Annotated in this window: 19 protein-coding genes and 1 pseudogene; 9 read left to right on the forward strand and 11 right to left on the reverse strand. The window is 68.2% G+C overall.

Features of this window, described 5'->3' with window-relative positions; genetic code table 11:
* Nucleotides 1–29: 29 nt before the first annotated feature.
* Both BN973_RS04150 and BN973_RS04155 read right to left on the reverse strand, forming a co-directional pair.
* Nucleotides 30–1760 (reverse strand): hypothetical protein, encoded by a 1731-nt coding sequence (locus tag BN973_RS04150; protein WP_036472017.1) that lies wholly within the window; start codon nucleotides 1758–1760, stop codon nucleotides 30–32.
* Nucleotides 1761–1802: 42 nt separating this feature from the next.
* Complete coding sequence (locus BN973_RS04155; protein WP_036466141.1) at nucleotides 1803–3074, reverse strand: PorA family protein; 1272 nt, start codon at nucleotides 3072–3074, stop codon at nucleotides 1803–1805.
* 152 nt (nucleotides 3075–3226) lie between these two features.
* On the opposite strand from BN973_RS04155, the gene BN973_RS04160 reads away from it, so the two are divergent.
* Nucleotides 3227–4336 carry an acyltransferase family protein gene (locus BN973_RS04160; protein ID WP_084163575.1) on the forward strand — a complete coding sequence of 370 codons (1110 nt, stop codon included), beginning with the start codon at nucleotides 3227–3229 and terminating at the stop codon, nucleotides 4334–4336.
* On the opposite strand, the gene BN973_RS29835 is transcribed toward BN973_RS04160, so the two are convergent.
* Genes BN973_RS29835 through BN973_RS04175 form a run of 3 tightly spaced genes read right to left on the reverse strand, consistent with a single transcriptional unit; the run spans nucleotide 4333 to nucleotide 7342 of the window.
* The gene (locus BN973_RS29835) at nucleotides 4333–4812 is read right to left on the reverse strand and encodes a type III secretion system chaperone family protein (protein ID WP_051641111.1); all 480 of its coding nucleotides are present in this window, start codon (nucleotides 4810–4812) and stop codon (nucleotides 4333–4335) included. The genes BN973_RS04160 and BN973_RS29835 overlap by 4 nt on opposite strands.
* A gap of 49 nt (nucleotides 4813–4861) precedes the next feature.
* A complete protein-coding gene (locus BN973_RS04170; protein ID WP_036466144.1) occupies nucleotides 4862–6364 on the reverse strand; it encodes an AMP-binding protein in 1503 nt (500 codons plus the stop codon).
* Nucleotides 6365–7342, reverse strand: a complete 978-nt coding sequence (locus BN973_RS04175) for a phosphotriesterase family protein (protein WP_036466145.1) — start codon at nucleotides 7340–7342, stop codon at nucleotides 6365–6367.
* Between the two features lie 121 nt (nucleotides 7343–7463).
* Between BN973_RS04175 and BN973_RS04180 the strand changes: the two genes are divergently transcribed.
* The 3 genes from BN973_RS04180 to BN973_RS04190 all read left to right on the forward strand — a co-directional run bounded on the left by BN973_RS04180 (nucleotide 7464) and on the right by BN973_RS04190 (nucleotide 10914).
* Nucleotides 7464–9161 carry an acyl-CoA dehydrogenase gene (locus BN973_RS04180; protein WP_036466146.1) on the forward strand — a complete coding sequence of 566 codons (1698 nt, stop codon included), beginning with the start codon at nucleotides 7464–7466 and terminating at the stop codon, nucleotides 9159–9161.
* Between the two features lie 131 nt (nucleotides 9162–9292).
* Nucleotides 9293–9982 (forward strand): TetR/AcrR family transcriptional regulator, encoded by a 690-nt coding sequence (locus BN973_RS04185; RefSeq protein WP_036466148.1) that lies wholly within the window; start codon nucleotides 9293–9295, stop codon nucleotides 9980–9982.
* On the forward strand, nucleotides 9979–10914 hold the full coding sequence (locus BN973_RS04190; RefSeq protein WP_036466150.1) for a R2-like ligand-binding oxidase: 936 nt from the start codon (nucleotides 9979–9981) through the stop codon (nucleotides 10912–10914). The genes BN973_RS04185 and BN973_RS04190 overlap by 4 nt, the downstream gene beginning before the upstream one ends.
* 85 nt (nucleotides 10915–10999) lie before the next feature.
* On the opposite strand, the gene BN973_RS04195 is transcribed toward BN973_RS04190, so the two are convergent.
* Complete coding sequence (locus tag BN973_RS04195; protein ID WP_036472019.1) at nucleotides 11000–12376, reverse strand: NADP-dependent succinic semialdehyde dehydrogenase; 1377 nt, start codon at nucleotides 12374–12376, stop codon at nucleotides 11000–11002.
* Nucleotides 12377–12468: 92 nt separating this feature from the next.
* Between BN973_RS04195 and BN973_RS04200 the strand changes: the two genes are divergently transcribed.
* The 3 genes from BN973_RS04200 to BN973_RS04210 all read left to right on the forward strand — a co-directional run bounded on the left by BN973_RS04200 (nucleotide 12469) and on the right by BN973_RS04210 (nucleotide 16298).
* On the forward strand, nucleotides 12469–14112 hold the full coding sequence (locus BN973_RS04200) for an acetolactate synthase large subunit (RefSeq protein WP_036466152.1): 1644 nt from the start codon (nucleotides 12469–12471) through the stop codon (nucleotides 14110–14112).
* A 5-nt stretch (nucleotides 14113–14117) separates the two neighbouring features.
* The gene (locus BN973_RS04205) at nucleotides 14118–15047 is read left to right on the forward strand and encodes a LysR family transcriptional regulator (RefSeq protein WP_036466153.1); all 930 of its coding nucleotides are present in this window, start codon (nucleotides 14118–14120) and stop codon (nucleotides 15045–15047) included.
* Nucleotides 15048–15143: 96 nt separating this feature from the next.
* Nucleotides 15144–16298 (forward strand): NAD-dependent formate dehydrogenase, encoded by a 1155-nt coding sequence (locus BN973_RS04210; RefSeq protein ID WP_036466155.1) that lies wholly within the window; start codon nucleotides 15144–15146, stop codon nucleotides 16296–16298.
* Nucleotides 16299–16303: 5 nt separating this feature from the next.
* Here the strand turns inward: BN973_RS04210 and BN973_RS04215 are convergent, their stop codons facing one another.
* On the reverse strand, nucleotides 16304–17245 hold the full coding sequence (locus tag BN973_RS04215; protein ID WP_036466157.1) for a R2-like ligand-binding oxidase: 942 nt from the start codon (nucleotides 17243–17245) through the stop codon (nucleotides 16304–16306).
* 146 nt (nucleotides 17246–17391) lie between these two features.
* On the opposite strand from BN973_RS04215, the gene BN973_RS04220 reads away from it, so the two are divergent.
* The gene (locus BN973_RS04220) at nucleotides 17392–17859 is read left to right on the forward strand and encodes a PaaI family thioesterase (RefSeq protein ID WP_036466158.1); all 468 of its coding nucleotides are present in this window, start codon (nucleotides 17392–17394) and stop codon (nucleotides 17857–17859) included.
* Here BN973_RS04220 and BN973_RS04225 read toward each other — a convergent pair.
* The 4 genes and pseudogenes from BN973_RS04225 to BN973_RS30940 all read right to left on the reverse strand — a co-directional run.
* The gene (locus tag BN973_RS04225) at nucleotides 17856–19307 is read right to left on the reverse strand and encodes a lipase maturation factor family protein (RefSeq protein WP_036466159.1); all 1452 of its coding nucleotides are present in this window, start codon (nucleotides 19305–19307) and stop codon (nucleotides 17856–17858) included. The genes BN973_RS04220 and BN973_RS04225 overlap by 4 nt on opposite strands.
* Nucleotides 19308–19371: 64 nt before the next feature.
* The gene (locus tag BN973_RS04230) at nucleotides 19372–23619 is read right to left on the reverse strand and encodes a DUF3367 domain-containing protein (protein ID WP_198048889.1); all 4248 of its coding nucleotides are present in this window, start codon (nucleotides 23617–23619) and stop codon (nucleotides 19372–19374) included.
* Nucleotides 23620–23749: 130 nt separating this feature from the next.
* Nucleotides 23750–23923, reverse strand: a complete 174-nt coding sequence (locus tag BN973_RS30285; RefSeq protein ID WP_066947240.1) for a DUF2613 domain-containing protein — start codon at nucleotides 23921–23923, stop codon at nucleotides 23750–23752.
* A 91-nt stretch (nucleotides 23924–24014) separates the two neighbouring features.
* Nucleotides 24015–24245: pseudogene (locus tag BN973_RS30940) on the reverse strand (DUF2613 family protein); the annotation flags it as partial.
* 156 nt (nucleotides 24246–24401) lie between these two features.
* On the opposite strand from BN973_RS30940, the gene BN973_RS04235 reads away from it, so the two are divergent.
* Nucleotides 24402–25538, forward strand: a complete 1137-nt coding sequence (locus BN973_RS04235; protein WP_036466160.1) for a glycoside hydrolase family 3 N-terminal domain-containing protein — start codon at nucleotides 24402–24404, stop codon at nucleotides 25536–25538.
* The last annotated feature ends 4 nt before the right edge of the window (nucleotides 25539–25542 follow it).

Consider the following 25542-nt stretch of genomic DNA (forward strand, 5'->3'; position numbering starts at 1 on the left):
GACGTCTGTCGGCGTGTCGTCGCCAAGGGTTAAGTGTCGCGACGCGCCAAGCGGCGACCCGCGCCGCCAAGCGGCGACTCGCGCCGCCAAGCGGAGGCCAGCGCCCCGCCGCCGCCCAGGATCAAAAACCCCAGCCACGCCAGGTGCGCGATCAGCGTGACTTGCCGCCGGCCCGACGAGACCCCGGGGGCGTCGCCGCCGATCCGGTACAACGTCAACTCCTGGTCGGAGAACACGGGCGTGAGCGCGTCCAGGGTGCGAGCGGCCGAGCCCATGTCACCGGCGCTGTCCGATTCGACGACCAGCCACCCGACGCCGGCCGGGGCCAGCGCCGACGGAGCAGGCCCGGACAGCAGCAACTCCTGCACCGCCCGGGCGCGATCTCCCTCCCCGGGAACCACCCGCCCGGAAATCGCGAGGTCGCCGCTGCTCAGCACGTCGGCGCGCAGCCAGCGGGGCAGCGGATCCAGCACCGGCGCCGGGCCCGACCACGCGAAGCGTCGCATCGAGCCCTCGGGCAGCACCGCAACAGGGGCGGGCATCCGGTTGATCGCCGCCGCGACGGCAGCCCACCCCGGCGGGTAGTGCACCGGTGCGACTTTGCCGCCCACACCCCAGGCCAGGTCGGGCAACACCGCGATCAGCGCGAGACAGCCGATCAGCGCCGTGGCAAAGTCGGCCGGCGGGGGCAGCCACCGGCGCAGCGTCACCACCGCGCCGGCGCCCGCGAGTGCGTAACCCGGCACCGCCAGCGCTACCCATTTCTGCCCGTCCCGCAGCACTCCCAGGCCGGGTGCGGCGTCGACCACGGCGGCCAGCAGGTGCAGGCCGGGACCGGTAGCCAACGCGGTCGGAACCACCACCGACGCGGTCGCGAGCACCAGCAGCGGCACCGCCGCCGGGCGGCGGAGCACCGTGGGTAACCCGGCCGCTACCACGGTCAGCAGCGCGACCGCGGCCACGACCGCGAAAAGCGTTGTCCGCGAACTGGGTACGGCCTCGCTGTTCCAGATACCGCCGAGGCTGGCCAAACTGCCCAGCGTCCCCAGGCCGGGCTCGGCGCGCGGCGCGAAGGCGAGCACACCGACCGTGCTCGCCGCCCGCGGCGTGGACAACGACGAGCCCGTCGCCGCGGCCACCAGCCATGGCAGCGCCGCGACCAGCGCGACGCCCAACGCCGCCGCGGCGCACAGCCAGCGCGGCCGGCCCGCACCCGGGGACAGTACGCACACCAGCGCCACGGTCGCGGCAAGCATCAGCCCGGTCGGCGTCAGCCCGGCCACCGCGATCCAGAACGCCAGCGCGAAATACCCGGCCTCACCCGCGCGCAGCCGCAGCGTCGTCGACGCCACCCAAGGCAGGCAGCCGTAGCCGACCAGCAGGCTCCAGTGGCCCTGCAGGAGTCGTTCGGCGACATAGGGATTCCAGATCGCCAGCGTGACCGCGACAAACTGGCCCGGCGTCCCGGCGCACGGCAGCGCGGCCGCGACCAGTCGCGCCGCACCCCAGCCCGCCAGCCACAACCCGAGCACCAGCAGCACCTTGACCACGACGCCGCCGTCGACCAGATGCGAGGCCAGCGCGACCGCGAAATCCTGCGGCGTGGCCCGCGGTGGTGCGGTCAAACCCAGGGCGGTATCCGACAGATACGAGCGCGGCGTGGAGACGGCGTCGCGCAGCAGCAGGTACCCCGGCCGCAGCAACGGCGCGACCACCAGCAGCGCCAGGAGCAGCGCATATCCGGGAAGAGACCACCGCACCGCCCGGCGCCATGGCGCGATCACCGTCGGCGTGACCGCGGGCTAGTCCCGGTCGGGCGGGCCGGGCGGATTCGGTTCGGACGCGGCGCCGTGCGGCGGGTCCGAACCGGGCGGGGGATCGGGGTCGTCATGCGATTCGGAGTGCTGCGCGGGCAACTTCTCGGTCTCGGCCTCGGCGCCGGGCACGCGTTCCCCGAGCCCGCTGCGGCCGAAGAACTCCTCGTCGCCGCGGTCCAGCCCGGGGTCGGTCAGCGCGCTTTCGGTCCGCAGGCTGAACGACGCGAACAACCCGCCGCCGACCAGCGCGATCAGGCCGATCGCGGTGAACGTGATCGGCAGCACCCGCGACCAGAGGGCGAGCCGGTCGCGCTCGTCGCGGGCCGCGTTCACCTGGGATTCGACGGTGTCTTCGTTGGAGGTGACCTTGTAGTCGGCCAGTGTCAGCTCGGGCTTCAGCGGGTCACGGGCGAAGAAGTGGTTGGCGTGCTCGGTCTGCTTGACGATGGTGCCCGAGACGGGGTCCACCCAGAAGGTCCGCTGCGCCGCGTAGTAGCGGGTCATCGTGATCTGCTCGGCCGGGTCGACGTCCTTCAGGCCCCACATCGCCGCGGTTGTCGTGACCTTGCCGTCTTCGTCGCCGGCGTACAGCGACGGGTATTTCACCGGCGCCACCAGCTTGCCGTCGGCGCTGTAACCGATGTTCTGGGTGAACTTGTAGGTGGTCAGGCCGTTGACGTCCTCTTGGGTGTCGTAGTTGACGTCGTAGGTCTTCTGCGCGACCGGGTCGAAGTACGGATAGGTCTTCTTCTCGGTGTGGAACGGGAAGCGGTAGGACAGGCCGTCGTGGCGCAGCGGGATCGAGGTGGGCGGGTTCTCGTCGTTGAAGGTGCGCGGCTTCTGCACGGCGCCGCCGGTGTGGGTGTCGTCGGAGACGGCCATCGCCGTCTTGCGGTTGAGCGTGACGGTGTCGATGATCGCCAGCAGCAGCCCGGTGTCCTTCTGTTTGTCGGTGCGCCGCAGCGAGGTGCCGACCTGCAGCGTGACCACGTCCGCGTTGGCCGGCGACTCGACGCTGATCTGCTGCTGGGAAACCAGGGGCACGTTCTGGTTGACGACGACGTGGTCACTCGACAGCGACGCCGAGTCCAGTGCGGTTCCGGTGCCGTCGCTGACCAGCGTCGCGTCGATGTTGAGCGGGATCTTGGTGATCCGGCTGGTCGTGTAGGTCGACAGCAACAGCGCGGCGATCAGCAGGGCAGCCCCGAGTCCGATGATTCCGCATGCGGCGAACCGCAACATGACCGCTCGGTTCACGTGGCCGTGCCCTCCCTGACGCTCTAGGCAAATCCGTTTGACCCTAACAGCAGTACCCAATCCGCCAGGCAACACAGCGCAGGCAGACTGGGATCGTGACCGACAGCCAGCAGGTGGGCGGAGTCCGCAGCTTCCTCCCCGCCGTCGAGGGTATGCGTGCCTGCGCGGCTATCGGTGTGGTCATCACGCACGTGGCCTTCCAGACCGGCCACTCCAGCGGGGTCGACGGCCGGTTGTTCGGCCGCTTCGACCTTGCTGTCGCGGTGTTCTTCGCGTTGTCGGGATTCCTGTTGTGGCGTGGCCATGCGGCGGCGGCCAGGGAACTGGCACCGCGTCCGCTCACCGGCCACTACCTGCGATCGCGGGTGGTCCGGATCATGCCGGCCTATCTGGTGGCCGTCGTCGTCATCCTCACGCTGCTGCCCGACGCCGATCACGCCAGCCCGACGGTGTGGCTGGCAAACCTGACCCTGACCCAGATCTATGTACCGCTCACCCTGACCGGCGGCCTGACCCAGATGTGGAGCCTGTCGGTCGAGGTCAGTTTTTATCTGGCGTTGCCGATTCTCGCGCTGCTGGCCCGCCGCATTCCGGTGGGCGCCCGGGTACCGACGATCGTCGGGCTCGGGGTGCTCAGCTGGGCCTGGGCGTGGCTGCCCCAATTCAGCGGAGAGCCGGGTTCCGGCAATCCGCTGAACTGGCCGCCGGCGTTTATCTCCTGGTTCGCCGCGGGCATGCTGCTGGCCGAGTGGGTGCACAGCCCGATCGGGCTGCCCCACCGGTTGGCGCGCCGGCGGGTGCTGATGGCCGTCGTCGCGCTGGTCGCGTTCCTGGTGGCGGCTTCCCCGCTGGCGGGTCCGGAGGGTCTGACTCCCGGGACCGCGGCGCAGTTCGCGCTGAAGACCTCGATGGGTTCGGTGGTCGCGTTCGCCTTGGTCGCGCCGTTGGTGCTGGACCGGATCGACACCCCGCACCGACTGTTGGGCAGCACCGGCATGGTGACCCTGGGCCGCTGGTCCTACGGCCTGTTCATCTGGCACCTGGCCGCGCTGGCCATGGTGTTCCCGGTGGTGGGGACGTTTCCGTTCACCGGCGACATGCCAACGGTGTTGGTGCTGACGCTGATCTTCGGGTTCGCGATCGCGGCGGTGAGCTACGCCCTGGTCGAGTCGCCGTGCCGGGAAGCGTTGCGCCGCTGGGAGAAACGCGAGATGCCGGACGCTCAGGCGGCAGATGCCGAGGCGGACGCGATCGCGCCTTAGCCGGTGCGATCCATCCACTCTTCCAACGCATCCGCGGACGGCAGGCTGATGGCCTGCTCGATCTTCTCGATCAGGTCGGCCCCGTACTCGACGGTGGACTTGATGAAATTCCCCAGCCCGTCCAGGTGGATGCCGTCGCTCAGCAGGTATGCGCTCTCGCCGGCCACGCTGACGTGGCTCGGCTGGGCGGTCTCGCGGACAAACGCCTTGGGCCAATGCGTGTCGCGATTCCAGTCGTTCACCAGTTCCATCAGGCGCGGGCGATCGCTGGCGAGGTAGTAGCCGGCCGGGCTGACCGAGATCTCCAAAATGTCGCGCCGCAAGCCGTTGATCCGCAGGTTCACCAGCAGCTTGCCCCGCTGATAGTTGGACAGCACCAGCATGAATTCCTCGCCGTCGTCGCTGCGGAAGAATCGCAACTGGCGCGACCGCAGATACCGTTCGATCAGCTCCGTACTCAATGGCTCGATCTGCATAACCCTGATCGTGGTGGCGGGGCCTTGAAGGATTCTTAATGCCCCAGGGTCAGCTCGCCTCGGCGGCCGGTAGCCGCGCCATGATCTCGGCCCGGACCGCCGAGCGGCGGGCCTTACCGGCGTCGTCGCGCAGGGGAGTGTCGACGAATTCGATGAAGTCGGGGGTGGGCGGCACCTTGTACCCGGCGATGTTGGCGCGCAGGAACTCCCGCACCCCCATGGCGTCCAGCGTCGAGTCGTCGGTCGTCTGCACCAGCGCGTAGGGCACCTGGCCCAGATCACCGGCGTTCGGGTCGGGGACGCCAACGACCAAGCAGGACAACACTTCCGGGTGCGCTGACAGCGCGCTCTCGATCTCGGCGGGATAGACGTTGCGCCCGCCCACGGTGAACATGTCGACCCGCCGGTCGGACAGATACAGGAAGCCGTCGGCGTCGAAGTAGCCGAGATCGCCCAGCGAGTCCCAGCCGTCGCGGGTTTTCGCGGTTGAGCCGAGGTAGCGGTACGTCGGTGCGCTGCCCGGTGCCGGGCGCATGTAGATTTCGCCGATGACGCCTGGCGGACAGGGATTGCCGTCGTCGTCGAGCACTTTCATCTCACCGCTGACCACGATGCCGACCGAGCCGCGATGGGCCAGCCACTGGTCGCCGGAAATGAACGTGAGCGCTTGTAATTCGGTGCCGCCGTAGAGTTCCCAGACTTTCTCGGGTCCCAGCAGATCGATCCAGGCCTGCTTGACGGTCGGCGGGCACACCGCCGCCACGTGCCAGAACCGCCGGATCGACGACAGGTCGTAAGCCTGCGGGTTGGCGTGGTAGACCGGCAGCACCCGCTGCATGATCGTCGGCACCGCGACCATGAAAGTGACGCGCTGGTCGGTGATGATCCGCAGGAATCGATCCGGGTCGAACCGGTTCATCAACACCAAGTGGTGGCCCATGATCAGCGCGAGCGCCGCCATCGTGATCCCGGTGTTGTGGCTCAGCGGCACTGGGACAAAGGTGACGTCGCCGTCTTGTGCGCCCATCGCATAGCCGGTCAGCGTCGAAACCCGGCTGTCGCCACCGGCTTCGATCAGCTTGGGCCGCCCGGTGCTGCCGCCGGATCCCATCGCCTTCCAACTCGGCGACACCGCCTCGGGCAGCGGCGCGTCCGACAATGTCGGATCGGGCGTGAAACCCTTTGGCACACTGGGTATTTGGCCCAGGGGATCCTCGCCGCCGACCAACAACGCCCGCGGCCGCAGGTCCAGCAGGCCCTTCAGCTCCGCGGCCGGCAGCCGCGGCGACAGCGGTTGCGGCACCGCGCCCAACTTCCAGCACGCCACCGCGGCCTGCACGAATTCCACGGAGTTGGGCAGCAAGATCGTCACGTAGTCGCCGACGCCGACCCCGCGTTCGGCATAGGCGCGGGCCAGCCGGTTCGTCGAGGAGTCGAGTTCGGCGCGGGTAAGGGTTTCACCGTCGCAGGTGGCCGCCGGCTGGTCGGGTGCCCGTTCGGCCAGCGCCGAAATCTGGGTACCGATCGGCGGGATGGGCTCACTCTGGGTCATTTAGTAAGCGCCCGTCGTCTCGAAGATGCGCCGCGGGTTGTCCACCAGCATCGTGTGCAGTTGCTCGTCGGTGACCCCGCGCTCTTTCAGGGCGGGGATCACGTCGTTGTGGATGTGCAGGTAGTGCCAGTTCGGCATCATCTGCGCCGTGAGTTCCTCGGGCAGCGCGTCGAAGTAGCAGTTGGCGTCGTGCGAGAGCACCATCTTGTCGGCGTGCCCGCGCTCGCACATCTGCGCGACGATGTTCACTCGGTCCTCGAACGACGAGATCGCGTCGATGCCGAACCGGTCCATCCCGATGTACGAGCCGGGCGCGATCAGTTCCTCGAGGTAGCCGACGTCGGTGCTGTCGCCCGAATGCCCGATGATCACCCGACTCAGGTCGACGCCCTCTTCTTCGAAGATCTTCTGCTGCTCGAGCCCGCGCCGCAGCCCGGCGTGGGTGTGCGTGGAGATCGGTACGCCGGTGCGCTTGTGCGTCTGGGCGACGGCCCGCAGCACCCGCTCGACGCCGGGGGTGATGCCGGGTTCGTCGGTGGCGCACTTGAGGATTCCGGCCTTGACGCCGGTGTCGGCGATGCCTTCCTCGATGTCGCGGACGAACATGTCGACCATGATCTCCGGCCCGCCGAGCATGCCGCCCGGGCCCTCATAGTGGAATCGCAGCGGCAGATCGTTATAGGTGTAAAACCCGGTCGCCACAACGATATTCAGTTCGGTGGCCGCCGCGACTCGCGCGATTCGCGGGATGTAGCGGCCCAGCCCGATCACGGTGAGGTCGACAATGGTGTCCACGCCGCGGGCCTTGAGCTCGTCGAGGCGGTCGATCGCGTCGGCCACCCGTTTGTCCTCGTCGCCCCAGGCTTCCGGATAGTTCTGGGCGATCTCGGTGGTCATGATGAAGACGTGCTCGTGCATGAGCGTCACGCCGAGATCAGCCGTATCGATGGATCCGCGTGCGGTATTTAGTTCGGACACGTCGCTGATGCTAGGCCCGGCCGGTGGTGATCCAACAGAGGCAATCGCCACGACAATGCGAATTTCCCGGCCGACCGTCGGCTGATACCGCGACCCCACACATCGGCGTACCGTCTGGCGCATGTTGCTCAATCCCAATCATCTGCAACGCCGCTACCCCGACGCTCGCTCGGGAGAGATCATGGCCGCCACCGTCGACTTCTTCGAGTCCCGCGGCAAGGCCCGGTTGAAGGCCGACGATCACGCGCGGGTCTGGTACTCGGACTTCCTGGAGCACGTCGGGCGGGAGCGCATCTTCGCCTCGCTGCTGACGCCGTCGCGGTACGGCGCCGACGACTGTCGCTGGGACACCTACCGGATCAGCGAATTCGCCGAGATCGTCGGCTTCTACGGGCTCAACTACTGGTATCCCTTCCAGGTCACCGCCCTTGGCCTGGGCCCGATCTGGATGAGCGACAACGACGACGCCAAGCGCAAGGCCGCCGCCCAGCTGGAAGCCGGTGAGGTGTTCGGCTTCGGATTATCCGAGCAGAGCCATGGCGCCGACGTCTACCAGACCGACATGATCCTGACGCCGAGCGAGGGCGGCTGGACGGCCAGCGGCGAGAAGTACTACATCGGCAATGCCAACGTCGCGCGAATGGTCTCGACGTTCGGCAAGATCGCCGACACAGACGAGTACGTGTTCTTCGTCGCCGACTCCCAGCACGACCGCTACGAGCTGATCAAGAACGTCGTCAACTCGCAGAACTACGTCGCCAACTACGCGCTGCGCGACTACCCCGTCACCGAGGCCGATCTGCTGCACCGCGGGCCCGAGGCCTTCCACGCCGCGCTCAACACCGTCAACGTCTGCAAGTACAACCTCGGCTGGGGCGCGGTCGGCATGTGTACCCACGCCATGTACGAGGCGGTCACCCACGCGGCCAACCGCTACCTGTATGGCACCGTCGTCACCGACTTCAGCCACGTGCGGCGCCTGCTCACCGATGCCTACGCGCGGCTGGTCGCCATGAAGCTGGTCGCCACCCGCGCCTGCGATTACATGCGCAGCGCCTCGGCCGAGGACCGTCGCTACCTGCTCTACAGCCCGCTGACCAAGGCGGTGATCACCAGCGAGGGTGAGCGGGTGATCACCGCGCTGTGGGATGTGATCGCCGCCAAGGGTGTGGAGAAGGACACCATCTTCGAGGCCATGGTCCGCGAGATCGGGCTGCTGCCCAGGCTGGAGGGCACGGTCCACATCAACATCGGCTTGCTGGCCAAGTTCATGCCTAACTATCTGTTCGCGCCGGACAGCGAGCTGCCGCTGATCGAACGCCGCGACGAGGCCGTCGACGACTCGTTCCTGTTCAACCAGGGCCCGATTGGGGGATTGGGCAGGGTGCGCTTCCACGACTGGCGGGCGCCGTTCGACAGCTTCGCGCACCTGCCCAACGTCGCCCTGCTGCGTGAGCAGATCGACGTGCTGGCCGAAATGCTGGCCAGTGCAACCCCAGATACGGTGCAGCAGAAGGACATCGACTTCGCCTTCGGGGTGGGCCAGCTGTTCGCCACGGTGCCCTACGCGCAGCTGATCCTGGAGGAAGCACCGTTGTCCGGGGTGGACGACGCGCTGATCGACGAGATCTTCGCCGTGCTGGTGCGCGACTTCAACAGCTATGCCGTCGAATTGGGGGACAAACGCGCCACGACCGATGCGCAGGCCGGCTTCGCGAAGCGGATGATCCGCCGGCCGGTGTTCGACGAGGCGCGCTACGACCAGGTCTGGAAGGAACACGTCCTGCCGATCAACGGCGCCTACCAAATGCGGCCGTAGCTTCGGGAAGTCGCCTCGCCATCGAGCGTGAAGTTAGCTTCACGCTCGGCAGGCGCAAGAACATCCGTACCCCTTGACTGTGGCGTGGCTCACAGTAGAATGACCAGTGGTCATCGACGCAAGGAGGCGAGATGCCGACGGTCACCTGGGCGCGCGTCGACCCGGCTCGTCGCACGGCCATCATCGAGGCCGCCGAGGCCGAGTTTGGGGCACACGGATTCTCCGCGGGCAGCCTGAACGTCATCGCGCGCCGCGCCGGCGTCGCCAAGGGCAGCCTGTTTCAGTACTTCGCGGACAAGCGCGACCTGTTCGCGTTCATCGCCGACATCGGCAGCCAGCGGGTGCGCGCCTACATGGAAGACCTGATCCGCGAACTCGACCCGGACCGGCCGTTCTTCGACTTTCTCACCGACCTGCTCGACGGCTGGGTCGCCTACTTCGCCGAGCATCCGCGGGAACGCTCGCTGCACGCCGCGGCGACCCTCGAGGTCGACACCGACGCCCGCATCAGCGTGCGCAGCGTCATCCACCGTCACTACCTGGAGGTGCTGCGGCCGCTGGTGCACGGCGCCCAGACCCGCGGCGATCTGCGCGCCGACGCCGACACCGACGCACTGCTGTCGCTGCTGCTGCTGATCTTTCCGCACCTGGCGCTGGCCCCCTACATGCGCGGCCTGGACCCCATCCTCGGGCTCGACGAGCCCAGCCCCGATCAGCCGGCGCTGGCCGTGCGCCGGCTGATCGCGGTGCTGATCGCCGCGTTCGCGACGCCCGATGCCTCCGTTACCCCAGCCCCGATGCGATCTGAGGAGGTCACATGAAACGCACCCGAAGTGCTTCAATGGCACAGGGCGGTCTCAACTGGGATAGCTTGCCGCTCAAGCTATTTGCGGGAGGCAATGCAAAGTTCTGGAATCCGGCCGACATCGACTTCTCCGGCGACAGGGCGGACTGGGAACGCCTGACCGACGACGAGCGCAGCTACGCGACCCGGCTGTGCGCCGAGTTCATCGCCGGCGAGGAATCGGTGACCCAGGACATCCAGCCGTTCATGGCCGCGATGCGCGCCGAGGGCCGGCTCGGCGACGAGATGTATCTGACGCAGTTCGCCTTCGAGGAGGCCAAGCATGTCCAGGTGTTCCGGATGTGGCTCGACGCCGTCGGCATCACCGAGGACCTGCACAGCTTCCTCGATGACGTCCCGACCTACCGGACAATCTTCTACGAAGAGCTGCCGGCCTGCCTCGACGCGCTTTCGACCGACCCGTCACCGGCCGCCCAGGTTCGGGCGTCGGTCACCTACAACCACATGGTCGAAGGCATGCTGGCGCTCACCGGATACTTCGGCTGGCACAAGATCTGCGTGGACCGCGGCATCCTGCCCGGGATGCAGGAGCTGGTCCGGCGCATCGGCGACGACGAGCGACGCCACATGGCGTGGGGCACCTTCACCTGCCGGCGCCATGTCGCCGCCGACGACGCCAACTGGGGTGTCTTCGAGACGCGGATGAGCGAGCTGATGCCGTTGGGGCTGCGCCTGATCGAAGAGGGCTTCGCGCTGTACGACCCGATGCCCTTCGGCCTGTCGGTGGACGAGTTCATGCAATACGCCTCCGACAAGGGCATGCGGCGCTTCGGCACCATCTCGAGTGCCCGCGGGCGCCCGCTCGGCGAGATCGACCTCGACTACTCACCGCTGCAACTCGAGGACACCTTCGCCGAGGAGGACGAGCGGGCCCTGGCCAGCGTTTAGCGGCGCCCGGATCGCCGAGTGTGGGTCTTACGCACGGGAATTGCCCCGAATACTTCCGTAGGCCCCACGCTCGGCACGGTAGCCTCTAGCCGACCCACACGGTCTTGGCGTTGCAGAACGCCCGGATGCCCAGGCCCGCCAACTCGCGGCCGTAGCCGGACCGCTTGATGCCGCCGAACCCCAGCTCCGGGTAGGACACCGTCATGCCGTTGATGAAGACCTGGCCGGCCTCGATGTCGTCGATGAAGCGCTGCTGCTCGGCCTCGTCATTGGTCCAGGCGTTGGAGCCCAGCCCGAACGTGGTGGCGTTGGCGATCTCGATGGCTTCGTCGATGCCCGAAACGCGGTACATCGAGGCGACCGGGCCGAACACCTCTTCGGTGTAGAGCGCCATGTCCTTGGTGATGTCGGTGACCACCGTCGGCGGGTAGAACCACCCCGGGCCGTCGGGAGTCTTGCCGCCGAGACGGACCTTGGCACCGGCGGCGACGGCGTCGTCGACCTGCTTGGCGATCTCGTCGCGGCCCGATTCGGTGGCCAGCGGGCCCACGTCGGTGTCGGGGTCGGTCGGGTCGCCGACCTTGAGCGCGCCCATGCGCTCGACGAACTTGTCAACGAAGGCGTCGTAGATGTCGGTGTGGACGATGAACCGCTTGGCGGCGATGCAGGACTGCCCGTTGTTCTGCACCCGGCCGGTGACGGCGGTCTTGACGGCCTCGTCGAGGTCCACCGACGGCATCACGATGAACGGGTCGCTGCCGCCGAGCTCGAGCACGGTGGGCTTGATCTCGTCGCCGCAGATCGCGGCAACCGATTGACCGGCCGGCTCACTACCGGTGAGGGTGGCCGCCGCGACACGCGGGTCGCGCAGGATGCGCTCGACGGCACTCGACGAGACCAGCAGCGTCTGGAAGCAATCCGCGGGGAACCCGCCGCGGGCGATCACGTCGGACAGATACAGCGCCGACTGCGGCACGTTCGAGGCGTGCTTGAGCAAACCGACGTTGCCGGCCATCAACGCCGGCGCGGCGAACCGCACGGCCTGCCACAGCGGGAAGTTCCATGGCATCACCGCCAGGACCACCCCGAGCGGCTGCCATCGGGTGTAGGCCTTCTTCGCGCCGACCTTGGCGGCCTCGGCCGGCTCGTCGGCCAGCAGTCGTTCCGCGTTCTCGGCGTAGTAGCGAAAACCCTTGGCGCACTTGAGCGCTTCGGCCTTGGCCGACTTCAGGGTCTTGCCCATCTCCTGGGTCATCATCGCCGCGACGTCGTCGGCTTCGGCCTCGAGCAGGTCGGCGGTGGCGTTGGCCCACTGCGCGCGCTGGGCGAACGTGGTGCTGTGCCGGTAGTCGAGGAAACGCGCGTGCGCCCTCGCGATCGCGGCGTCGACTTCGTCGTCTGTCGCCGGGGTGAAGCTCTTTACGGTTTCGCCAGTGGCCGGGTTGATCGTCGCGATTGACACGCTGACATCCTTCCCTTCGCAGTCTTTTCCCAAGGTAAGTAGAACGTCCAACTCCTAGCCTGCCACTATCGTTCCCAGGAGGGAGGTGGCGGATGAGCACAGCGGCTCAGCTGATCGTCAAGTGCCTGGAAAACGAGGGAGTTTCCGTCGTATTCGGGATACCGGGGGAGGAGAACATCCGGTTCATCCAAGCGCTGGCGGCCTCCGACATCCGCTACGTGCTGACCCGGCACGAACAAGCCGCCGCCTTCATGGCCGAGATGTACGGCCGGGTCACCGGCCGCGCGGGGGTGGTCTCGGCGACCCTGGGCCCGGGCGCGATCAATATGCAGCTCGGCGTCGCCGACGCCACCACCAACAGCACCCCGGTGGTCGCGATCTCGGCGCAGGTCGGGCAGGACCGCGAATACAAGGAGTCCCACCAGTACGTCGACCTGGTGTCGATGTACGCGCCGATCACCCGGTGGTCGGCCTCGGTGCCCACCCCGCACGCCATCCCGGAGATGGTGCGCAAGGCGTTCAAGACCGCCGAGACCGAACGCCCGGCCGCGGTCTACCTGGCCGTGCCCGAGCACATCGACGAAGACGAAGCCGACTACGAGCTGACGCCGTTGCCGCGCAACGTGGTCCGGGCCGATGCGCCGGCCGCCCGCCAGGTTGCCCGCGCGGTCGACATGCTGCGCAACGCCAGGTGTCCGGTGGTGTTGGCCGGACACGGGGCCGCCCGCGGCGACGCGACGGCCGCCCTGGTGCGTTTCGCCGAGGAACTCGGGATTCGGGTGGCCAACACGTTTCACGGCAAGGGCGTCATGCCCGACGATCACCCCAACAGCATCGGAACGCTGGGGTTCATGCGGCACGACTACGTCAACTTCGGCTTCGACCATGCCGATGTCGTGATCGCGGTCGGCTACGAGTTGCAGGAATTCGACCCGGTGCGGATCAACCCGCAGGCCGACAAGCACATCATTCACATCCATCGTTTCCCGGCCGAGGTCGACGCCCACTATTCGGTTGACGTCGGCATCATCGGCGACATCAGCGATTCGCTGGGCCAGCTCGCCGACGCGCTGTCCGGTCACCGATTCGACGATGCCGACGTTCCCGGGTCTGGGTTGTTGGCCGAGGAATTCGCTCGGGGACAACAGGATTCGCGGTACCCGCTGGCGCCGCAGCGGGTCGTTGCCGATACCAGGGCGGCGCTGGGCCGCGGCGACGTGGTGCTGGTCGACACCGGGGCCACCAAGATGTGGATGGCCCGGCTGTATCCGACGTTCGAGCACAACACGTGTCTGATCTCGAATGGCTTGTCCACCATGGGTTTTGCACTGCCCGGAGCCCTCGGCGTCAAGCTGGCGCGACCCGAGGCGAAGGTGCTCGCAGTGGTGGGCGACGGCGCCTTCATGATGAACTCGCAGGAAATCGAGACCGCCGTGCGGGAAAAGATTCCCCTGGTGGTGCTGATCTGGGAGGACAACGGTTACGGCCTGATCGAGTGGAAGATGGATCTCGAGCTCGGGGCCCACTACTACGTGAAGTTCGACAATCCTGACGTCGTCAAATACGCCGAAAGCTTTGGCGCCAAAGGGTATCGGATCTCTCACGCCGACGAGCTGTTGCCGACGCTGCGGGCCGCGCTCGCCGACGACGGGGTTTCGCTGATCTGCTGCCCGGTCGACTACTCGGAGAACCTGCGGCTGACCGACCGGCTCGGCGAGCTGGACGAAACCCTGTAGGTGCGATGCTGTTTCGTCAGCTCGAGTACTTCGTAGCGCTTGCCCGGGAGCGTCATTTCGCCCGTGCCGCGAGCGCCTGCCACGTGTCCCAGCCGGCGCTGTCGGAAGCCATCCGCAAGCTCGAACGCGAGCTGAAGGTGCCGTTGGTGCAGCGCGGCCAGAAGTTCGAAGGCCTGACACCTGAAGGCGAGCGTCTCGTGCATTGGGCACGGCGCGTACTGGCTGATTGCGACGCTCTCAGGCTCGAAGTCACGGCATTGCAGACCGGGCTCGTCGGCGAGTTGCGGTTGGGGGTGGTCCCCAACGCCGTGACCACCGTTGCGCTGCTGACGGATCCGTTTTGTGCCGCACACCCGTTGGTGCGGGTGCAGGTGGAGACCAACCTGCGCTCGGCCGGGATCGTCGAACGAATCCGCCGGTTCGAGCTGGATGCGGGGGTTCTATACCCGGACCGCCACGATACCGACGAACTCCTGGTCACCCCGCTGTACCAGGAGCACCAGGTGCTGATCGTGGGCAGCGACTTGCTTCCCGGGAAAACCGACACCATCAGTTGGGCGGACGCCCTGGCATTACCGCTGTGCCTGCTGACCCAAGGGATGCGCGGCCGCCGCGTCATCGACGACGCACTGGCAACTCAAGGTCTTGCGGTGAGTCCGCAACTCGAAACTGATTCGGTCGCAACGCTCTTCGCGCATGTCGGCACTGGCCGCTGGGCGAGTATCGTGCCGCATACTTGGATTCGCGCCCTGGGTGTACCGGCCGGAGCTTCGGTGCTGCGGCTGCACGATCCGTCGGTTACCGCCCCGATGGTGCTCGTCACGAACGCGGCAGAACCCGGCTCGGTAGTGACGCGTGCGCTGATCCAGGTCGCGCGCGACACCGGTATCGGTGAGGTGTTCGGCCGGGCGCCGGGCGGACTTGACCAGCGCTGATCGGCGCGGCCTATCGGCCAGTCGGAAGCGCGTCTTGGACACCTTCGACGCCATCGGCGAAAGCTGGGGTGCAGCTACCCGTAAGAGGAGAAACCGATGGCCAAGTGTGTGATGGTGCTCTACCCGGATCCGGTCGACGGATACCCGCCGAAATACGCTCGGGACAGCATCCCGGCGATTCAGCGCTACCCCGACGGCAGCACCGTACCGACGCCGTCGCACATCGACTTCACTCCCGGCGACCTACTCGGCTGTGTTTCGGGTGCGCTCGGGTTGCGCAAGTTTTTCGAAGACGCAGGCCACGAGTTGGTGGTGACGTCGGACAAGGACGGTCCGGATTCGGAGTTCGAGCGTGAGCTCCCCGACGCCGATATCGTTATTTCCCAACCATTTTGGCCCGCATACCTGACCAAGGAGCGGATCGCCAAGGCGCCTAACCTCCGGCTGGCGCTGACCGCGGGCATCGGCTCGGACCACGTCGACCTCGAAGCGGCCAAGGAGCACGGCATCACCGTCGCCGAGGTGACCTACAGCAACAGCATCAGCGTCGCCGAGCACACGGTGATGCAGATCCTGACCCTGGTGCGCAATTTCGTCCCCTCGCACCGGTGGGCCACCGAAGGCGGATGGAACATCGCCGATTGCGCGGAGCGCGCCTACGACCTGGAGGGCATGGACGTCGGGCTGATCGCGGCGGGCCGGATCGGGCGGGCCGTGTTGCGCCGCCTGGCTCCGTTCGACGTCAACCTGCACTACACCGACACCCGCCGGCTGTCGCCGGAGGTCGAGAAGGAGCTCAACGTCACTTTCCACGCAGGAGTCGAGTCGCTGGTGCGCTCGGTCGACATCGTGTCCATCCACTCGCCGCTGTACGAAGCGACCCGCCGGATGTTCAACGAGCGTTTGCTGGGCACGATGCGCCGGGGCTCCTACATCGTCAACACGGCGCGCGGCGAAGAGACCGTGCCCGAGGCGATCGCGGCCGCGTTGCGTAGCGGCCAGCTCGCGGGCTACGCCGGCGACGTCTGGTACCCGCAGCCGCCACCGGCGGACCACCCGTGGCGGACCATGCCGAATAGCGCTATGACCCCCCATGTTTCGGGAACCACCCTGTCCGCCCAGGCCCGTTACGCGGCCGGCACGCGGGAAATCCTGGAAAGCTGGTTCGCCGCCAAGCCCATTCGTCAGGAGTACCTGATCGTCGAGGGCGGACAACTCGCCGGCACGGGAGCCCTGTCCTATCAAAAGTAAGGCGGCTAGGCGGACGCCGCCAGGGCCTTTTCGTCCTCGGCGGCGAAGGAGTCCTCGAGCTGCAGCGGCGAGTAGTCGAGGTCGATCTCGCCGACCGGGCGCCCGCGGGCGCTGGAAATGGTGCCGAAGCGTCGCATTCCCTTGTCGGAGGCGTACTGTCGGGACTCCTCCATGTCCAGGCCGAACGGGATGGGGTCGCTGAAAATCGCATAGGACTGCTCGGTGGCTTGCAGCGCCAGCGGGATCAGCTCGCTCATCCGGGACTCGAATACGGCCCAGTTGGCGTCGTCGGAGGCGACATGGCGTCGGCAGGTGAAGGTCCCCCAGGCCATGTGACGTCGCTCGTCGTCGCCGATGCGCCGGACCAGCTCTTGCATGCCCGGAAGGATGTCGCGGCTGGTGCAGATCTTGTGCCAGGAGTGGTAGCCGGTCAGCGCCATCATGCCCTCGACCATGTGGTTGTAGGTGACCGATGCCCGGATCTGCGCGGCCGGGGAAGGGTCGGTTGTCAACGCGCCCAGACAGTTTGGCAGCTCCTCGTAGAAGATCTGCCGGTACGCCGACAGGGGTTCGAGGTAGCGGTGCAGGTCGCCGGTCTCGCCCACGGCGTCGAGCCACATCCGGAACGCCTGGGTGTGTTTGGCCTCTTCGAAAGCGAACTGCGTCAGGTACATCTCGTCACCCAGGCGACCTTCGGCCCGCATGGCCGCCATGAACGGCTGAATGTCTTCGGTGACCGCTTCCTCGCCGGCGACGAACTGAGCGCACAGTTGGATCGCGAGGAGGCGCTCCTCATCGGTCAGCTGTTCCCAATCCGCGCGGTCGCGGGAGAAGTCGATGTCGGCGGGATTCCAGAACTTCGCATTGCCTCCGGCGAACAGCCGCAGCGGCAAGCTATCCCAGTTGAATCCGCCCGCCGCCAGCGAACCGGTTTTTGTGCGCGTCATTCGAACGACCCCCTGAATCGAGTGCATTGATTCGATGGTGACGCTAGCTCGGGAACATGGCCAAATGCACGGACACAACGCGCACGGGTTGATACGACAAACGCACGAGCCGCAGCCGAAGGCCGATTCGTCCTACCCTGACAGGCGTGGATGTCACTGGATATCTGGGGCTTTTCGGAGAACCCGGGACCGGCCTGTCGGATGCGGAATGGGTTGCACACGCCAACAAGCATCTGACCCCCAACTTGGCGCTGCTGAACGCAAGGTTCCTCGAGGGCAGTTGCGCCGAGCGATGGCTGCGTATGTCATACGAACCCGGTCCCGGCGCTTTCAATTTCGCTCAACTCAGCGGTGGATCCATGGCCGAGATGCTGGACCAGACGGCCACCCACTGCGGTTCGCTGGTGACGGGTTGTCCTTGCCCGACACTGAGCATGACGGTGACCATCCTGCGCGCCGGAACGGCGAAATCGTATGTGGCGACCGGCCGGGTGCTGAAGCTGACGAAGACGAATGCCGTGCTGGGCGCCGACCTCGACGACGACAACGGGCGTCAAATCGCCACGATCACGGTGGTTTCCCAGCTCATTACGGACATCGGCAGGCTGGGCTAAGGGCTGGCGGGCGGGGGTGTCGGCGCCTTGAGCGTGGTCGGCGGAAGGTATTGGCCGACCAGCACGCGATGCCACCACACCCGGTCGCGCCGCAATTCCGCCGGTGTGGTGAACCGGTACCGATAGAGCTGAGCGCGCACATAGCGCGGCGGTGAGTCGGGAAAAGGGTTGTGCCGCAACAGCCGCAGCGTGGGCCGGTCGCCGGCCAGCAGCCGGTGCAGGAGCGGTTTAAGCCAGGGCTGGGCATAGCCGGGCGAGATCGCCGCGAACCACATCAGCCAGTCCAGCCGCAGATGGTAGGGCGCCCATTGGCGGGGCAACCGTCTGACCGTGCCGGGCTTGCCCTTGAACTCGTATTCCTTCCACACGGTCTGCGCGGTGAGCCGCGGCTCGTCGGTGCCTTCGATCACCACCTCCCGGCGGATACGGCCGATGCTGCCGAAAGCGCCGTATGTGTTCACCAAATGAAATGGGTTGAACGACATGTTCATTCGCTGACTCGGCGACAGCATGTTGCGCACCGGCCAGTAGGTCAGGACGAGCACCCCGCCGGCGAACGCCACCACCAGGACGACGAACCACAGTGGTGACTCCGGCAGCGGCCGATGGCCCGGAACCGGCACCAGCAGCCCGGCCGCAGAATCGTCGATGGCGCTGAACGCCAAGACAATCGTCAGCCAATTGAGCCAGGCGAAGTTCCCCGAGGCCACCAGCCACAGCTGCGTGACCACCACGATCGCCGCGGCCACGCTGGCCACGGGCTGGGGGGCGAACAACCCGAACGGGACCACCAGCTGCGCGAAGTGGTTGCCCGCCACCTCAATTCGATGCAGCGGCTTGGGCAGGTGATGGAAGAACCAGCTCGCCGGCCCGGGCATCGGCTGGGTCTCGTGGTGGTAGTACAGGCAGGTCAGGTCGCGCCAGCACGGATCACCGCGCATCTTGATCAGCCCGGCGCCGAACTCGACCCGGAACAGCAGCAGCCGCGCCATCCACACTGTCAGCACCGGCGGGGCGACGCGATCATTGCCCAGGAAGATCATCAGGAATCCGCTTTCCAGCAACAGCGATTCCCAGCCGAACGAATACCACGCCTGCCCGACGTTGACGATCGAGAGGTAGAGCACCCACAACATCAGCCAGACCGACATCGCGGCCCACAGCGGTAGCAGGTCGGCCGCGCCGACGAGGAGGGCCGCCGCCAGTGCGGTGCCGAGCCAGGCCACCGCCGCGAAGAGTCGGTCCGAGTAGTGCAGCGCAAAAATGCTCGGTGTTCGCCAAAACGACTGCCGCGCCAAGAACCGCGGCACCGGCAGCATTCCGTGCTCGCCGATGAGTGCGCGGAACTGTAGCGCGGCGGCGACGAACGCGATCAGGTAGATGGCCGCCACGCCGCGCTCCAGCACGAACCTGCCCAACCAGTAGTCGGGGGCAGCAAACCATCCCATCGGCACAACTCCTTGGACGTATCCAGTGAACCAGCCAATGAACGGCACGCCAACGCCCGAAACGCTATTCGTCGTGTGCCGCGCGCCCGCGATCCGGCAGGGCGATCACCGAGGCGGCGACCGCGGCCAGCGAAATCAACGCCAGCAGTTGCACAGTCGCGGAATGGCCGGCGTACCCGTCGACCGATCGCCAGGGATGCCGCGACAGCGCCGCCCCGGCCAGAATCAGGCCGCCCGCACCGGCGGCGACGGTGATCCGGTCGCGCAACCGCTCGCGATCACGCAGCGCGTAGCGCAGGCCGAGGGCACCGCCGATCACCACGACCCCGGCCACGCCGGCGATCGCGGCCCCGGCCGCCAGCAGCGGCACCACCGCCCAGGGCCCGGGCGACCATGCCTGCGCGGGTGGGGCGTCGGACCGCCCGCGCCGCCGCCACAACGCCAGCATGGCCAACAGCGGCAGCAACGCCAAGCCCGCGGCCAGGCCGGCGCGGTACAGCGAATTGGACCCGAAGCTCAGCGTGATCGTGCCGGGATCTCCGGCGGGCACCACCCAGCCCTGCTGCCATCCGTTGACGGCCACCGGCGTCAGTCGGGCCCCGGTGCTGGTGCGTGCCACCCAGCCGGGGTTGATGCTTTCCGGAATGACCAGCACCCGGGACGTGGACGACGCCGTGGCGCGGACTTCGCGACGGTCGGGTCCCCACGCCCCCGTCGCGGCGGGTGCGGTCGAAAGCACTGTGGTGCTTGGCAATTCGGTGGCGCTCGGGGTCGATAGCTGCGCACCGTCCACGACGAACTGGGCGCCGGGGCTGATCAACAATTCCTGTTGCCCGGTCGGTAACGCGATCGGATTGCGATCGCAGGCGCTCACCGGTACCGGCGCGCCGCTCAGCAGCGCGCCCGCCGTGGTCCGGATCGAGGTGTGCACGAACCGGCCGGCGACCGCGATGACCGGGCCGTGGTCGCAGTCGACGACGATCTCGCGCGGCCGGTTGCGCGCCGCGTCGGCCGCGGCGATCGGGTTGCCGTCGGTGCCCAGCGCCGCGACCTCGGCCAGCCCCGGCGGCTTGAGCTGGTCGAAGCCAAGCGCGTTGCGGTCGATGACATCCTGCCAGTCCAGCAGGCTGACGGTGATGGTGTCGGTCACCCGGGGCCGCAGCGCAAGCCGCTGCGCGGCCCCCTCGCCGCTCGGCGTGAATCTGCGGACCTGCGGGCCGTCGCCGAGGTTGACCGCCACCACCGTCGGCTGCACGGGCAAGGTTGTGCGGCTGGGCAGCAGCCGCAGCCCGGCGACCTCGGTGGGTCGCGGCAGCACCAGCGTCAGCGTCGGCGCGCTCCTGTGTTGCACCACCCGCTGCGGCGCGGTCCAGGCGGTGGCGGGGTCGCCGTCGGTGGCCGCATATGCCGAGCCGAGGATGTCGACGTTGTCCGAATCACCTTGGGCCCGAGTGGTATTCGGCTCGGCGATCAAGTCGGCCAGGTTGGGGCCCTGCCGGGGCCGCACCCACAGCCGGGGGACGACCGACACCGGCGCCGGAACGGTCAGGGTGCGGCTGAAATTGACCGGCTCCTCCGGGGCCAACGCCATCGACGGCGCGCAGCGCACGCTGTCGGCTGCCGCGGCGCAGCCGGGCCGGCCGAGCAGTTCCGAGCCCAAATCCCAGCCCGCGATCGCCGAGCCCGGCGGCGGCCCGGGCACCCGCACGGTGTGTCGCAGGTCGACCGGGTGCGCGAAACCGGAGGCGTCGTACTGGGTGATCGACAGGTCGGTGATGCCGAACTGCACGCCGCTGGATCCGTCGTCGGTGCCGGCGGCGGTGATGCGCACCCACGGGGTTTCGCCGTAGGGCAGCGCCGCGGTGAGCGCCTTGCCCGGCTGGTCGAAGCGCAGCGTGGTGCTTCCGGTGGCGGTATCGATCACGATGCGGCGGACCTGGGAGCCGACGGCCGTCGCGCTGGGTGTCAGGGTGATCGCCGCGTTGGTCACCGGGTGGTCGAACGTGACCTGCAGCCACTGCCCGACGGCGGCTTGCAGCGCGTTGGTCACCCACGCCGTCGCCGGATCACCGTCGATCGCCGCGGCGGCCGATGTCGCCGGGGCGACATCGGGCATCGCGGTCGAATCCGACGACGAACTCGACACGGTGATCCGCCCGCCGTTCCAGCCGCCGTACACCGGGTCGGCGCCGGGGACCGGGTAGTCGGGGACCCGGTTGAAGGTGTGCCGGGTGTCGCCGTCGGCTCGGATCGCCGACGAGTGCTCGTCGACGCGGCCGTAGTCGGTCTCCCGCGCGGTCGGGGTGTCCGTCATGGTCACGACGGGCACCGGCAGCCCGGCACGTCGAGCGTCGGCGGTCAGCAGCACCGGGCCCGGCGGCGGCTGGCCCAGCAACCGGCGCCGCTCGTCGAGACGCAGCAGCACCTCGGGCCCACCGTCGACGCGGGCCAACCCGTCCAGGTCGGCGAAGTAGGGCGCACCGGGATTGCCGGGAGCCATCACTCGGTAAATCTCGACGGCCGGGTAGCGCGGGCGCAGCCCACTGTCGGCGACGAACCCGGGCAGCGTACCGGGCCCCACCGGCTCGCCGAACTGCGCCGCCTTCTCCAAGCGCGGCGATCCCTCGATGGCGCGGTGCACCAGGATCGGGCGCGCCGAACGCGACGAGTCGGGATCCAGGTCGTTTCGCACCACCACGTACGAAATGCCTTGGCGGGCAAGGGTATCGGCCAGCCCGGCCGAGGGCAGGCCCGCGGCGAGCAAGCGCTGCACGGAATCCAGCGCCCGAATGGTCTGCGGCGGGGTCAACGGGATGGAGTCGCGCACGCCCCACGGGCTACTGCCGAGCACCTGCAGCGGTTCGTCGTGGGTGGTGCCCCACATCTGCGTGGCGAACGGTGCCCCGGGGACCACCAGCACCCGTCCGGGGCTCGGCGTGCCGGTGTTATGCGCGGTCAGCCAGTCGGCGGCGTCGTGCCAGTAGCGGGGGATCGCGCGGAACGTGCCCGGCGGAGTGAGCCGCGCGGTCCACGCCAGCGAGGTGCTGACCATCAGCGCGGTCAGCACCACCACCGCCGCGGCGACCCGCTTGTCGCGCTCGGGGTGGGCGAACGCACCCAGCCACCTTGCCCTCGGCGCGCTGCCCGGCAGCGGCACCCGGCCCAGCAGCGCCGCGACGCCCAGCACGATCGGAATCCGGATGACCGACTCCAGCTTGTGCACGTTGCGCAGCGGTGCGCCCGCCGCGTCCAGGAACAGCTGCACCTGGTGTGCCAGCGGCGAGCCGAGCCCCCCGCTGTAGCCGACGGCCATCAACACCACCCCGACCAGCAGCATCGTCACCAGCCGTCCGCGGGCCGGCATCGCCGGGCCGGCCAGCCCGGCCAGCCCGGCCGCGGCGACCAGGCAGGTGGCCAGGACGGCCGCCGAACCGGTCACCAGCGGCGCGCCCGCGGTCGCGGTGGGCGCCACGAACGGGGTCCAGCTGTCGGTGCCGCGCAGCATCTCGACCAGCGACGACCACTGCGTCGTCACCCCCGAGGATTCGATGAAGTCCAGAAACGGCGGACTGACACTGCGCAGCAGCAGCAGCGCCACGACCCACCACGCCATCGCCAGCGCCAGGCTCAGCGACCACCACGCGGTGTAGCGCCACCACAACCGGTTCGGCCGATGACAGGCCCACCAGATCACCGCCGGCAGGCAACCGGCCAGCGTGGCGATGGCGTTGACCGCGCCCATCAGGGCGACCGCCAGCCCGGCCTGGCCGGCCAGCGCCCGCACCGACCGCCCCGACGTCCCGCGTAACGCCAGGATCGTCGGCAGCAACACCCACGGCGCCAGCATGATCGGCAAGGTTTCCGACGAGATGGATCCGAGCGTGGTCAGCACCCGCGGACTCAACGCGAACGCCGCCGCACCGATCAGCCGTGACGTCGGGCTGCCGATCCCCAGCGTCTCGGCGACGCGCAGCAAGCCCCAGAAGCCGACCGTCAGCAGCAACGCCCACCACAGCCGCTGGGTCATCCAGCCGGGCACCCCGAGCAGGTGGCCGATCGCGAAGAAGGTGCCGTGCGGAAACAGGTACCCATAGGCCTGATTCTGCGTCTGGCCGAACGGCAGCTCGCTGTTCCACAGGTTGGTCGCGCGGGCCAGGAAGCGCAGCGGGTTGGCGGTCAGGTCCAGCTTGGTGTCGGGGGACACCTGCCCGGGGGACTGCGCGAACGTCAGCGCCAGTGAGATCGCGCCAACCAGCACAAGCCAGCGTCGCGACAGTGGAGTGACGGAAAGGCCCTCGGCGTACTCCGCCACAGCGGCAGTCTTGGCCGCTGCCGAGCCCGATGGCGGTGACCCGCTGCGCGCGGCTTCTTCCTGTAGTGACGACCCGCTGCGCCCGGCTACGCCGCGCTCGCGATCGCCAGGGCCGCGCTTGCGATCGCCGCTAGCTACGGTTGCCGTATTCGACCCGGTTGAGCACTGACGACTGCGGATCGCCCCCGGGTAGTGGCGGCTTCGTGTCCTGTTGCACCATCAGGGTGACTCCGAAGATCGCGGCCGCGCCCAGCAACAGACCGACCACCACGCTCGCGGCGGCGGGCGCAATGATGCGGTTCATCGGTCTCCTCGGGTTTCGCGGTCGTCACGGGGGACTACCCAAAAGTCAACCTAGCAGAACGGCCGTCACGGTCCGCTGACCGTGAGGCGCGTCAGGGCTGCAGTTCCGGCGGCAGTCCCGGCACCGGCGGGATCTGGTTCAAGCAGTCGTCCGGGCTGTCGCACGGCAGGCAGTACCCGCCGAGGCACCGGTCGCCGTACTGCGCCAGGTAATGCGGGGACGGGTTGGACGGCGCTCGGGCGGGCACCGCGGCGTGGTCTTCGGCGGCGAGTGTGACGCCGGCGGTCGCGGCGGCGCCGATTGCCAGACCCGCGGCGATGCCCGCAGCGGCTGCAGTGTGAAGGCAGTCATCGCTGCCCCTGCCTTGCCGATCCCGATGGGCTTGCGGCTAACTTATCCCCGGTCCGCGCCCGGCGCGCGCGGAATACGCCCGGTGGGCCCGCACCGCCGCGCATACCCGTCGTGACACCATGTCCCGATGCCTTTTCCGCGCATTCTGGCCGTGTTGGCCGCCTCGGTGTTGCTGGTCGCATGTGGCCACGACGCCGCCCGGCCCCCGACCACGACGAGCAAGGTGGTCGCCGCACCTCCGGCGCCATCGGTCTGCGGCGACCCCACCACCAAGCTGTCGACCCGCGACAAGCTGGCCCAGCTGCTGATGGTGGGCGTGAAGAACGCCGACGACGCCCGCGCCGTGGTCAACGGCTACCACGTCGGCGGGATCTTCATCGGCAGCTGGACGGACCTGGGCATCTTCGGCGGACCGCTGGCCGAGATAGCGGGTGCCGCGGGGCCGCTGCCGCTGGCGGTCAGTGTCGACGAAGAAGGCGGCCGGGTGTCCCGGCTGAAATCGCTGATCGGCACCGCCCCGTCGGCCCGCGAGCTGGCCCAGAGCCAAACTCCCGACCAGGTCCACGAGCTGGCGGCCCAGCGCGGCAAGAAGATGCACGACCTGGGCATCACCGTCGACTTCGCGCCGGTGGTCGACGTCTCCGACGAACCGGACGACGCCGTGATCGGCAACCGCTCGTTCAGCAACGATCCCGCGACCGTCACCGCCTACGCCGGGGCCTACGCGCAGGGTTTGCGCGACGCCGGAGTGCTGCCGGTGCTCAAACATTTCCCCGGCCACGGGCACGGTTCCGGTGATTCGCACAAGGGCGGGGTCGTCACGCCGCCGCTGGGCGACCTGCAGAGCAGCGACCTGGTGCCGTACCGGACGCTGATCAAGTCCACACCGGTCGCCGTCATGGTGGGCCACCTGCAGGTTCCCGATCTGACCGGCGACGACCCGGCCAGCCTGAGCCGGCCCGCGGTGCAGTTGCTGCGCGACGGCATCGGCTACGGGGCCCCGCCATTCAACGGCCCGGTGTTCAGCGACGACCTGTCCAGCATGGCCGCGATCTCGGATCGATTCGGTGTTGCCGAGGCGGCGCTCAAGAGTTTGCAGGCGGGCGTCGACGTCGCGCTGTGGGTCACCACCGACGAGGTCCCGGCGGTGCTCGACCGCCTCGAAAAGGCGGTATCCGCAGGCGAATTGGCATTGCCGGCGGTGGACCAATCGCTGCTGCGGGTGGCGGCGATGAAGGGACCCGCCCGGGCGTGTGGACACTGATCGG

This window comes from Mycobacterium triplex (assembly GCF_000689255.1).
GTDB classification, from domain to species: Bacteria; Actinomycetota; Actinomycetes; order Mycobacteriales; family Mycobacteriaceae; genus Mycobacterium; species Mycobacterium triplex.

Excerpts from the sequence above, each read along its gene's own strand:
- BN973_RS04160 (WP_084163575.1), top strand. The coding sequence starts at position 3,227 with ATGCGTGCCTGCGCGGCTATCGGTGTGGTCATCACGCACGTGGCCTTC.
- BN973_RS29835 (WP_051641111.1), bottom strand. The coding sequence starts at position 4,812 with ATGCAGATCGAGCCATTGAGTACGGAGCTGATCGAACGGTATCTGCGG.
- BN973_RS04170 (WP_036466144.1), bottom strand. The coding sequence starts at position 6,364 with ATGACCCAGAGTGAGCCCATCCCGCCGATCGGTACCCAGATTTCGGCG.
- BN973_RS04180 (WP_036466146.1), top strand. The coding sequence starts at position 7,464 with ATGTTGCTCAATCCCAATCATCTGCAACGCCGCTACCCCGACGCTCGC.
- BN973_RS04185 (WP_036466148.1), top strand. The coding sequence starts at position 9,293 with ATGCCGACGGTCACCTGGGCGCGCGTCGACCCGGCTCGTCGCACGGCC.
- BN973_RS04190 (WP_036466150.1), top strand. The coding sequence starts at position 9,979 with ATGAAACGCACCCGAAGTGCTTCAATGGCACAGGGCGGTCTCAACTGG.
- BN973_RS04200 (WP_036466152.1), top strand. The coding sequence starts at position 12,469 with ATGAGCACAGCGGCTCAGCTGATCGTCAAGTGCCTGGAAAACGAGGGA.
- BN973_RS04205 (WP_036466153.1), top strand. The coding sequence starts at position 14,118 with ATGCTGTTTCGTCAGCTCGAGTACTTCGTAGCGCTTGCCCGGGAGCGT.
- BN973_RS04210 (WP_036466155.1), top strand. The coding sequence starts at position 15,144 with ATGGCCAAGTGTGTGATGGTGCTCTACCCGGATCCGGTCGACGGATAC.
- BN973_RS04215 (WP_036466157.1), bottom strand. The coding sequence starts at position 17,245 with ATGACGCGCACAAAAACCGGTTCGCTGGCGGCGGGCGGATTCAACTGG.
- BN973_RS04225 (WP_036466159.1), bottom strand. The coding sequence starts at position 19,307 with ATGGGATGGTTTGCTGCCCCCGACTACTGGTTGGGCAGGTTCGTGCTG.
- BN973_RS30285 (WP_066947240.1), bottom strand. The coding sequence starts at position 23,923 with ATGAACCGCATCATTGCGCCCGCCGCCGCGAGCGTGGTGGTCGGTCTG.
- BN973_RS04235 (WP_036466160.1), top strand. The coding sequence starts at position 24,402 with ATGCCTTTTCCGCGCATTCTGGCCGTGTTGGCCGCCTCGGTGTTGCTG.